An 11106-nucleotide genomic window follows, 5' to 3' on the forward strand; every position below is an offset into this window, starting at 1 on the left:
ATCAATGGCCATCGCCACCATCAACCCCGCCACCGGCGAACTCGTCGCCGAATTCACCGCGCACACCGACGCCGAAGTCGATGCACGCATCGCAGAAGCGCACGCCGCCTATCTCGCGATGCGCACCACCGACTTCGCCGCGCGAGCGGCATGGATGCACCGTGCCGCCGATCTGCTCGAGGCCGACCTCGACGCTGCCGCCAAAATGCTGGTGCTCGAAATGGGCAAGACCATCACACAGGCCCGCGGCGAGGTACTCAAGTGCGCGAAGGGGATGCGTTTCTACGCCGACCGGGCCGAGGAGTTTCTCAGCCCGCGCACCGTCGACGACCCCGAGACCATCGGCGCCAGCTCGGCCGAGTCGCGGTACCAGCCGCTCGGCGTCGTGCTCGCCGTGATGCCCTGGAACTACCCGCTGTGGCAGGTGATCCGCTTCGCCGCGCCCGCGCTGATGGCGGGCAACGCCGGAGTGCTCAAGCACGCCTCGAACGTGCCGCAGGCCGCCATCTACCTCGACACGCTGTTCGATCGAGCCGGGTTTCCGAGCGGCAGCTTCCGTTCGCTGCTGATTCCGGCGTCGCGCGTCGAGGGGGTGCTCCGCGACCGACGCGTCGTCGCCGCAACGCTCACCGGTTCGGAACCCGCGGGGCGCTCGGTCGCGAGCATCGCCGGCTCCGAGGTCAAGCACGCGGTGCTCGAACTCGGCGGGTCCGATCCATTCATCGTGATGCCCTCTGCCGATCTCGACGCCGCAGTGCAGACAGCCGTAGCCTCACGCACGACGAACAACGGTCAGGCGTGCATCAACGCGAAGCGCGTGATCGTGCACGCCGACATCTACGAAGCCTTCCTCGATCGATTCACCGCGGCGATGGACGCGCTCGTCATCGGCGACCCGATGGACGAGGCGACCGAACTCGGGCCGCTCGCGACCGAGGCCGGCCTGCAAGACCTCGATGAACTCGTCGTCGACGCGCGTGCGCACGGCGCCCGCATCACGACGGGTGGCGAGCGCCTCGATCGCCCGGGCTGGTTCTACCCCGCGACCGTGATCACCGGCGTCACCCGAGACATGCGCCTCTACGCCGAAGAGGCCTTCGGGCCTGCGGCGAGCGTCTTCCGTGTCGCCGATCGTCAGGAAGCGCTGCAACTCGCGAACGACACCACATTCGGACTGAGCTCCGCGGTGTGGACGCGCGACGCCGACGAAGAGGAGTACTTCGTGAACGGGCTCGATGCCGGCGCGGTGTTCGTCAACGGCATGTCGATCTCATACCCCGAACTGCCATTCGGCGGGGTCAAGGATTCAGGCATCGGCCGCGAGCTCTCGGCCGAAGGAATCCGCGAATTCTGCAACCTGAAGTCGGTCTGGCGCGGCTAGTTGTACTGACCCGGATCGTTGTTGACATAAGAGAAGCCCCCGGTGTCGAGTTGGAGCTGTCTAGTTCTACATCTCGAACCACGGAGGCTTCTCATGTCCCACGCTAACGCCCGACTGGCTCCCGCGGGCCGTTTGATCATGATTCAGCGCATCCAGTCCGGGCGTGCGGTCGCGCATGTCGCCGCTGAGATGGGGGTCTCTCGCACGACTGCGTGGCGGTGGTGGCGCCGATTCCGTGAGTTGGGGATCGTGGGCTTGAAAGATCGATCCAGCGTCGCGCACACGCATCCCAACCGCACCAATGCGTGCGCGGAGACTCGTGTGCGGATCATGCGTGAGTTGACCCGCCGCGGCCCGGTCTTCATTGCGGGCAAGCTCGGCATGCACGCCTCGACGGTCGGACGGGTGCTGCGCCGCCACCGGGAACCATTGCTGCGCGATATCGATCCCGTCACGGGAACTCGGATCCGCGCAGAACGACGATCCGCGAACCGATACGAGCACGATCATCCAGGCTCGTTGATCCATATCGATGTCAAGAAACTCGGCCGCATCCCCGACGGTGGCGGTTGGCGGCTACACGGTCGTCGCGAACGACCGAACCGGAAACGGGGACACGGGTACGACTATGTCCATACCGTGATCGATGATCATTCGCGTGTCGCGTACGCCGAGATCCACGATGATGAGAAAGGTGTTACCGCGGCTGGGGTCTTGGAGCGTGCGATCGCGTTCTATGCGTTGCTTGGGGTGCGGGTCGAGCGTGTCATCAGCGATAACGCTTTCGCATACCGGCACTCCGCAGTGTTTCGTGGTGTTCTTGACGCTCACAACATCGCGCAACGGTTCATTCGTCCGCATTGCCCGTGGACGAATGGGAAAGTCGAACGCTTGAATCGCACACTCGCGACGGAGTGGGCGTACGCGCGGCCGTGGGCGTCGAACGAGGATCGCCGGGCAGGGTTGACTGCCTGGCTCGATTATTACAACCTGGACAGGCCCCATCTCGGTATCGGGGGCCAATCTCCGATCGATCGCGTCAACAACGGTCGAGGTCAGTACAGCTAGTCGCGGAGCCGTGCCGCAGGCCTTGCACACACTGCAGGCCCCGATCCTCTTGGTGAGGACCGGGGCCTGCAGTATGTGCGGCAGTTGACAGTGCGTCAGTACTCGTTCGCCACGAAGAGTTCCTGGGCCGGGAACTTCGTCAGAACCACCGTGCCGGTATCCGTCACCACCAATTCCTCTTCAATGCGGGCTGCTGAAATCCCATCGGAAGCGGGGAAGTAGGTCTCCATCGCGAACACCATGCCGGGACGCAGCTCCACCGGATCCTCGAAGGAGTTCAGTCGAGAGATGATCGGTCGTTCGTGCAGGCCGAGCCCAAGCCCATGCGCGAACTGCAGCCCGAAGGCGGCGAGCTCGTTGTCGAAGCCAAATTCTTCAGCCTTCGGCAATACCTTCGCTACGTCATCGCTGCCGATTCCCGGGCGGATCGCATCAATCGCGGCGTCCATCCATTCGCGGGCCTGCTTGTAGGCGTCGCGCTGAATCTGGGTGGCCGAACCAACACTGAAGGTGCGGTAGTAGCAGGTGCGGTAACCGTTGAACGAGTGAATGATGTCGAAGAACGCTTGATCACCTGGCCGGATTACCCGATCGGTGAAGTTGTGCGGGTGCGGGTTACAACGCTCGCCCGAAATCGCATTCACCGCTTCGACCTGCTCGGAGCCCATAGCGTAGAGGCGCTCGTTCGCGAGGGCGACGATCTCGTTCTCACGGACCCCAGGCTTCAACACGTCGACGATGTTCTGGTATACCCCGTCGACCATTGCGGCCGCCTGGTTGAGAAGCGAGATTTCGTCGATCGACTTGATGACACGCGCGTCGAGCATCGGCTGCTGGGCGTCGGCGATGCGAATACCCTGGCGCTCGAGCTCGAAGAGGAACGGCGGTTCGACGATGTCGATGCCGAGGGGGGCGTCAGCGAGGCCTTCCGCCGCCAGAATCGACTTGATCTCGGCGACGGCCGTGCGCATCAGTCCGGCGCGGGGCGCGACGGCTCCTCGGAACCCGAGGAACCCCGCGCGGTAGTGATCTTCCGGTGTCCACTGCGAGTACATCTGGTGATGCTTCACCGCCGACCCGAAGTCCCACAGGATCGGGTCTTTGCCGGGGAGGAGGAGCGCGTAGCGAATCATCTTGTCGCCCAGCGCACCACCGATCCACGTCTGCGTGGTGTAGCGGATGTTGTAGAAGTCGAAGAGCAGAAACGCGCCGCAGCCCGAAGCGTGCAGGGCTTCCTGTGCGCGCGAGAGACGGTAGCGTCGCAGCCGGTCGAAGTCGACGCGGGTTTCGTAATCGACTGCCGCGTGACCCGGCGCCGGGATGGGGCGCGACCAGTCATACGCCGGGGAGGGGCCGGCTGACGCACGGTCGAGGGAAGCGCTGGGTGCGCACATCTGTTTCTCCTGTCAGGGGTGGGTGCAATGCCGGGCAGGGGAGGCTGCTGCCTCCGCTGCCCGGCCCGAGTCAGAGCGGTTTACCACTCAGGCGCGACGTCCGGATCGCTCGCGTTCTCCTGCGTCACCTTGACGGACGGCATGAACAGATCTTCTGCCTTGCCCCCGTTGAGCACCTCGCCGGCCAAGACTGCGGCGTTCGATCCGTCCCAGGACGACGACTGGAACACCGTGCCGTCGAGCTCGCCCGACACCACCAGCGGATTGCCGAGCTTGGTGTTGCCGATCGACGTGATGAAGAGCGGCTTGGGGTCGATGCCGCGCGCCTTCAGCGCGTCGATCGCACCGGCGACCATGGTGTCGTCTGCCGCGTAGATGCCCTGCACCTTGTCGGCACCGACGGAGGTGAGCATCTCGGAGACGGCGATCTGCGAGTCGTCCTTGTTCCAATCGCCGGGCTGCTCAGCGAGCACCTTGACGTTGGGGCACGACTTCTCAATGGTGTCCACGAAGCCCTGGCGGCGCGTGGTCGCCGTCGAGTTTCCGGTCAACCCGTTCACCATGAGAATGCCGACGTCCTTGCCGTCGACAATGTCGCACATGATCTCAGCGGATGCAGCGCCCTGCCCGTACGTGTCGGGCCCCGAGAAACCGGCGGTGAAGGCCTGGTCTTCCTTGTTGACGTTCGAGTTCGTGATGGTCACGGGAATGCCGGCGGCCTGCGCGGCTGCGAGGCACGGACGCACCGTGTCGCCGACGGCGGGCCATAGAATGATGGCGTTCGGCTGCGCGGCGACTGCAACCTCGCACTCGCTGGCCTGCTGGTCGGCGTCGTACTTCGAGTTCGTAATGGTGAGCTTCAGGCCCAGTTCGTCCGCCTTGCTCTGCAGCGCTGGCAGGTAGGTCGTGCCGTATGGCTGATCCGTGCCCTGCGGCAGGAGGGCGTACACGTTGTATGTCTGGTCACCGCCCTCGGACCCCGAACCGCCGGTGCTCGTGGCGGAACAGCCGCTGAGGGCGATGAGTGCGGCAGCAGATGCTGCGGTGAGCGCCAGTGCTCGTTGTGCGCGCATAGTGTGCTTCTTTCGTAGTAATGCGGAGTGGATGGTTGGGAGTGACACGTTGAGGATCAGCCTGAGCTCGATGACGCGGCCTGAACCGCGGCACGGCGGCCGAAGAGGGATTGGCGCAACATGCTGAACGCGGCACGCAGGCTCGCGGGGTCCGTGATGACGGCGATGAGCAGGATCGCGCCGACGAAGATGTCTTGAATGTCGACCTGCACGCCGGTCAGCGTGAACGTGACCTGCAGCATGCCGAGCGAGAACGCCCCGATCAGCGTCCCCAGCACCGAACCGCGACCACCGTTCAGCAGCACGCCGCCGATGATCGCCGCCGCGATACTTGCGAGCAGCACCGACGAACCCGCGGTCGGGTCTGCTGCGGTGCGCTCCAGAGTGTTAATCACGCCGGCGAGGGCCGCCACGAACCCGGAGATCATGAACCCGGTGACGAGTCGGCGACGCACCGGGATGCCCGCGTCGACCGCGGCCTGCCGGTTGCCGCCCACGGCGTAGAACTCACGCCCGGCGCGGGTGCGGGTGAGGAACACCTGTAGCAAAATGAACGCGAGGAAGAAGAGCAGCACGCGCGGCGTCAGCGGCCCGATGACCGGCGCCCCGAAGACGAGCCCGAAGTCGATGTCTGCGACGCGCATCGGCTCCTCGTTCGACAGCACGAATGCGAGACCGCGGAGCGCGAACAGCATGCCCAGCGTGGCAATAAACGAGTTGATGCCGACGACGATGACGAAGAACGCGTTGATGGCGCCCACCAGAAGCCCCACCGCCAACGCCGCCGCGATCCCCCACCCGATGTTCGGTGCCGAAGCCATCACGACGCCCGACAGCGCGAGGGTGCTCGCGACGCTCAGGTCGAGTTCGCCGAGCAGAATCACGGTCGTGAGCCCCAGGGCGACGAGGCCGATCAGTGCCACACGTCCCAGCGTCACCTGGTACGACGTGAACACGACGGGAGCGGTGGTCGCGGCGAAGATGGCCACCACGATCAGTAGCACCACGGCACGCCCCTCGGTGCGGCGCGCGATCAACGTGCGCAGCTTCCCGAATGCACCCTCCGGTGCCGTATCGAGTCTGATGGTCTGAGTCATCGCTTCGCCGCCCTTCGCGCGAGTACGTCGATGGAGACCGCGATGACGATCAATGCGCCAATCGCCATCTGCTGGAATCCGAACCCGATGCCCGACAGCACCAGGACATTGGTGAGGACGCTCACGAACACGACACCCAAGAGGGTGCGCAGCACGCTGCCCTTGCCGCCGAAGACGCTCGTGCCTCCGATGATGATGGCGGCCAGCGCCCGGAAGTCGTAGCCGTCAGACATCGACGAGACCGCGGTATTCGAGAACGCCGCCAGGGTGAACCCGGCCAGCATCGCGGCGATCGACGTGATGAGGAACGCCCCGATCACGACCGCGTCGGTGCGCACGCCTGCGAGACGCGTGGCCTCCTTGTTCGATCCATAGGCACGCACCGAAAATCCGAACGGGGTGCGACTCATGACAAACCACAGCAGCACCGCGATGAGGATCAACGCGAGCGCCGACAGCGGGATCGGCCCCAGCTTCGCCTGGCCGAAGGCCCGGATCGGGCCGTCCTCGGGCCCGAACACGATGCTGCCGCCCGAGAGCCAGCGCAAGATGCCCAGCCCGACGAACGTGGTCGACAGCGTGACGATGACGGCATTGGCTTTGAAAAAGCCCACGGCGAGTCCGTTGACCACGCCGTACAGCAGCGCGACGGCCAAGGCGGCGAGAATCGCGACCGGAATGCCGTACTGGTTACTCACGCCGATAAGGATGACGGCCGCGGTCGCGATCTGCGCAACGATCGAGAGGTCGAGGTAGTTGCCGCTCACCACGACAAACGTCATACCGAGGGCGACGATGCCGATGGGGGCAGCGCGATAGAAGACGTCGGTGATGTTCGCCGTGGATGCGAAGCCATCTACGAAGATCAGCGCGAACACGATCAGCAGGATCGTCACCACGACCACGCCGCGCTCGGAAACCCACAGCAGGGCTCGACCGCGCTGCGGGGCCGCTGCTGCAGCGACGGGCTCATCGCCGACGGAGACGAGCTGTGTGTGAGTGGGTTGCCGCGTCATGCCTGCACCGCCTGTCCTCCTGAGGCCAACGACATCACTGCCCGCTCGGTCGCCTCGTCCTGAGTCAACGAGCCGGCAATCTTGCCGTCCCTAATGACGTGAATGTGGTCCGAGAGCTCCAGCAGTTCGGGGAGATCGGAACTTACGATGAGCACCGCCGCTCCGCGGTCGGCGAGCGCGCGCACCAGGCGGTGGATCTCCGCCTTCGCGCCGACGTCGACGCCGCGCGTGGGTTCATCAAGGATGATGAGGTCGGGCTCCCGACCCAACCACTTCGCGATCACCACCTTCTGCTGGTTACCCCCGGAGAACGAGCCCACCTCGGCGTCAATGCGAGGCGGCCGCAGGCCGACCTCTGATGCGAGCCGCCGGGCGTACTCTGTGGTCTTGCGCACGCTGGTCACTCCACCGGGAGCCAACGCCCAGCGGTGCGGCAGTGCGATGTTGTCTTGCACGGTCATCGTCAGCGCAGCGCCATCGGTGCGACGCTCCTCGGGGACGTAGCCGATTCCGGCTTGGACAGCGGAGCGATAGCCGCCGATCGCGCGCGTGCGCCCATTCACCGTCATCGTGACGGAGCCCGAAGTGCGCGGGTCCGCACCGATGATGGCCCGCACCAGCTCGGTGCGGCCAGCGCCCACGAGTCCGCCCAAGCCGATGATTTCACCGGCGCGTACTTGCATGTCGATGCCGTGCACCTTCTTCGCTCGAATGTCGCGGGCCTCGAGTACCACCGCCCCGGGGTTCGCGACGCGACGAACGCCCATGTCTTTCGCTAGCTCGCGGCCGACCATCGCATCGACGATGGCGTCGGGCGACGTCTCCGAGATCCTGACGCAGTCGATGAACCGACCGTCGCGCAGAATCGTGACCTCGTCGCAAATGCGGAACACCTCGGGGATGCGGTGCGAGATGTAGATGATCGCCATGCCACCGTGCGCAAGGCGCTGCAGCATATCGAGCAGATAGTCGGTCTCTGCCGGAGTCAGGGTGGCGGTCGGCTCGTCCAAGATCAGCACGCGAGGCTTGCGGGCCACCGCGCGAGCGATCTCGACGAACTGGCGCAGCGACATCGAAAGCCGCGCGATCCGTTCATCGAGGTCGACCTCGACACCGATCTCGGCGAGCGCCGCGCTCGCCAGCGAGTGCATCTTGCGGCGGCTGATGAACCCCGCACGCGTGGGCGTCGACCCGAGCACGATGTTCTCGGCAACCGTCATCTCGGGAACCAGGCTGAGCTCCTGGTGCACGAGCGCCACGCCAGCGTCGATCGCTGCGCGCGGAGTGCTCGCGAGACGCTCACCGCCCACGCGAATCTCGCCGGCGTCGGGGGTGAGCACACCGGCAAGCATGCGCATCAGCGTCGACTTCCCGGCACCGTTCTCACCCACGACCGCGTGAATTTCTCCCGGTCGCACGGCCGCCGACACGGTGTCGACCGCGGTCGCTCCACCGAATCGCTTCACCACGTCAATGGCCTCGATCACGGGCGGCTGCTGACCCCGCGTCTCTGCGTCAGTCATCGAGCATCACCTCCGTTCCTTTCGTTCTTCGTCTGCGTCATGGCATGCCACACGAACCCCACCCGCCAGCGGCGGGCGCGGGCGCGCCGGGTGATCCGCCTAGATCATCACCATGCCGCCGTCGATCTGAATGAGCTGTCCCGTCATGTAGTCGCTCTCGGGGCTCGCCAGGAACGACGCCACACCCACGATGTCAGCGGGATAGGAGTAGCGACCCAGCGGAATCGCGGTCGCCGCAATCGTGTCCATCGAGGTGCCCGGCTTCTCGAACAGGCCCATCTCGGTCAGCTCCTTGTCGAGCTGCTCCCACATTTCGGTGCGCACCACACCCGGGGCGTACCCGTTCACTGTGATGCCGTACTCGACGAGCGACTTCGCGCCCGCCTTGATGAGGCCGAGCACCGCGTGCTTCGTCGCAGTGTACACCGGGGAATCGATGAATGCGTCGCGAGAGAGGATCGAGCCAACATTGATGATCTTGTACGGCTGGTCAGTGCGACCCTGCTCGCGCATCTGTCGCGCTGCCGCCTGCATGCAGACGAAGGTGCCCCACGTATTGATGTCGTTCAGACGACGCCAGTTCTCCTCGGTGACGTCCAAAAAGAACATCGGCTTGTTCACGCCGGCGTTGTTGACGAGAACGTTGATGCTGCCGAACTCGGCGACGGTGTGAGCGACCGCGGCCGCGGCCTGTTCGGGCTGAGTGACGTCGAGCTGCACGGCAGTCGCAATGCCACCATCAGCGCGAATCTGCGCGGCGACCTCTTCGACGCCCGCAAGGTTTACGTCGGCCAAGCAAACGCTCGCTCCCTGAGCTGCGTAATGAGCGCCGATCGCGGCCCCCATGCCCTGAGCCGCTCCCGTGATCAGAACGTGCTTGCCTGCAAGTCGAGTCGTATCCATGTGTTCCCAGTCCATTCTGAGTGCTGACATTGTTTGCTCTGAAAATACAGATCGCCACAAACCGGCGACTTCGCTGGCGTGGTGTTCTCCCACAGTTTACATATTCGGTCGCATATCGCAACAAGATCGAAATTACGTTATGTTTGAGAGAACGAAAGTACGCATTGCGGCTCACCCCTCGCGCCCAGACCTCCCTGACTCCGCCGAAGAAGCCGCTGTGAGGGAGACACGATGGACGACACTCAGCACAACGAATGGGCCGTGGTCGGCGAACGCATACGCGCGGCACGCGAGCGAGTCGGACTCAGTATGCGAGAGCTCGCTCGACGCATCGACGTCTCACCCAGCCACGTCTCCCAGGTCGAGCGCGGGCTTGCATCGTTCAGTGTTCGCGCGCTCTACACGGTCGCCAGCGAACTCGGTGTCTCGATGGACAGCCTGTTCGAACCAGAACACGATTCGACTGCCCCCCAGAGAGCCAAGAGCACTCAGCGCACTCCAGCCGATGCGTCAGAACTCGATCGAATCGGTGTCGTTCTTCGCGCCGACCGTCGACCGTCGATCACGCTGAATTCAGGTCCCCGATGGGAACGACTCACACCTCGCGCCGAAGCATCCTCCGAGTTCATAGAGGTGATCTACGCCCCGGCATCAGGCCCGAACGGCCCGCCAACAGATGTCGTGCGGCACTCGGGGCGCGAGTACGGCATCATCACGCAGGGCAGCTTGGACGTTCTCGTTGGCTTCGAGGCGACGACGCTGCACACGGGCGATTCAATCGCCCTGGATTCAAGCATCCCCCACCGCTTCTGGAACAACACGTCGCAGGAGGTCCGAGCAATCTGGTTCATCCTCGATCAGCACGATGTCTCGGCTGCGGCTCCTGGCGGCGCATTTCCCAACCCCGTCGCAAACGAACATCTGCGCGGGCAGGCAGAACACGAGTAAGTTCAGCGCGCCCAGCACCCGAGATCTTCGCAGCGCCGGGCGGTCCGGCAGTCGCCCCGCTGTCATAGAATTGTGATCGTGCTGCTCTCAGATCGCGACATCAAAGCCGAACTCGAATCGGGGCGCATCGGCCTCTCGCCGAGCGAGCCGTCGATGGTGCAGCCGTCGAGCGTCGACGTACGCCTCGACCGTTACTTCCGGCTCTTCGACAACCACAAGTACGCGGTGATCGACCCCGCTGAAGAACAGCCCGAGCTCACACGACTCATCGAGGTCGACCCGACCGAGGGCTTTATCTTGCACCCCGGTGAATTCGTGCTCGGCTCGACGTTCGAGCAGGTCTCGCTCCCCGACAACATCGCAGCGCGTCTCGAGGGCAAAAGCTCACTCGGGCGTCTGGGCCTACTGACGCACTCGACCGCCGGGTTCATCGACCCCGGGTTTGAGGGGCACGTCACCCTCGAACTCTCGAACGTTGCGACGCTGCCGATTCGCCTCTGGCCCGGAATGAAGATCGGCCAGCTGTGCTTCTTCCAGCTGTCCTCAGCGGCCGAGCGGCCGTACGGCTCCGGAGCGACCTTCTCACGCTATCTCGGCCAGCGGGGGCCGACTGCTTCTCGCTCGCATCTCAATTTTCACCGGGCAAATGTCACCGGGACCGAAGCGGGGGCGCCCGGAGCGTAATCGCTCCCGACGCCCCCGA

The 11106-nt window shown here is 64.6% G+C and carries 10 protein-coding genes; 4 read left to right on the forward strand and 6 right to left on the reverse strand.

Translation table 11 applies throughout. From position 1 onward, the window contains the following. Positions 1-4: 4 nt before the first annotated feature. Positions 5-1381 (forward strand): NADP-dependent succinic semialdehyde dehydrogenase, encoded by a 1377-nt coding sequence (locus ACZF5Y_RS15625; RefSeq protein ID WP_497533641.1) that lies wholly within the window; start codon positions 5-7, stop codon positions 1379-1381. Positions 1382-1474: 93 nt separating this feature from the next. Beyond that, the gene (locus ACZF5Y_RS15630) at positions 1475-2449 is read left to right on the forward strand and encodes an IS481 family transposase (RefSeq protein ID WP_497532199.1); all 975 of its coding nucleotides are present in this window, start codon (positions 1475-1477) and stop codon (positions 2447-2449) included. 95 nt (positions 2450-2544) lie between these two features. Here ACZF5Y_RS15630 and ACZF5Y_RS15635 read toward each other — a convergent pair whose 3' ends face one another. The 6 genes from ACZF5Y_RS15635 to ACZF5Y_RS15660 all read right to left on the reverse strand — a co-directional run bounded on the left by ACZF5Y_RS15635 (position 2545) and on the right by ACZF5Y_RS15660 (position 9455). Further along, on the reverse strand, positions 2545-3843 hold the full coding sequence (locus ACZF5Y_RS15635) for a M24 family metallopeptidase (protein ID WP_497533642.1): 1299 nt from the start codon (positions 3841-3843) through the stop codon (positions 2545-2547). 80 nt (positions 3844-3923) lie between these two features. Then, the gene (locus tag ACZF5Y_RS15640; protein ID WP_497533643.1) at positions 3924-4916 is read right to left on the reverse strand and encodes a sugar ABC transporter substrate-binding protein; all 993 of its coding nucleotides are present in this window, start codon (positions 4914-4916) and stop codon (positions 3924-3926) included. A gap of 56 nt (positions 4917-4972) precedes the next feature. Next, entirely contained in the window at positions 4973-6013 is a 1041-nt protein-coding gene (locus ACZF5Y_RS15645; RefSeq protein ID WP_497533644.1) for an ABC transporter permease, read from the reverse strand. Next, positions 6010-7029, reverse strand: coding sequence for an ABC transporter permease (locus tag ACZF5Y_RS15650; RefSeq protein WP_497533645.1), 1020 nt, complete (start codon positions 7027-7029; stop codon positions 6010-6012). The genes ACZF5Y_RS15645 and ACZF5Y_RS15650 overlap by 4 nt, the downstream gene beginning before the upstream one ends. After that, the gene (locus tag ACZF5Y_RS15655; RefSeq protein WP_497533646.1) at positions 7026-8552 is read right to left on the reverse strand and encodes a sugar ABC transporter ATP-binding protein; all 1527 of its coding nucleotides are present in this window, start codon (positions 8550-8552) and stop codon (positions 7026-7028) included. The genes ACZF5Y_RS15650 and ACZF5Y_RS15655 overlap by 4 nt, the downstream gene beginning before the upstream one ends. A 99-nt stretch (positions 8553-8651) precedes the next feature. Further along, positions 8652-9455 (reverse strand): SDR family NAD(P)-dependent oxidoreductase, encoded by an 804-nt coding sequence (locus ACZF5Y_RS15660; RefSeq protein WP_497533647.1) that lies wholly within the window; start codon positions 9453-9455, stop codon positions 8652-8654. A 231-nt stretch (positions 9456-9686) separates the two neighbouring features. Between ACZF5Y_RS15660 and ACZF5Y_RS15665 the strand changes: the two genes are divergently transcribed. Both ACZF5Y_RS15665 and dcd read left to right on the forward strand, forming a co-directional pair. After that, on the forward strand, positions 9687-10403 hold the full coding sequence (locus ACZF5Y_RS15665) for a helix-turn-helix domain-containing protein (RefSeq protein ID WP_497533648.1): 717 nt from the start codon (positions 9687-9689) through the stop codon (positions 10401-10403). 78 nt (positions 10404-10481) lie between these two features. Then, on the forward strand, positions 10482-11087 hold the full coding sequence (gene dcd, locus ACZF5Y_RS15670; protein ID WP_497533649.1) for a dCTP deaminase: 606 nt from the start codon (positions 10482-10484) through the stop codon (positions 11085-11087). Positions 11088-11106 lie beyond the last annotated feature (19 nt).

The organism is Leucobacter sp. WKLB1 (assembly GCF_059696215.1).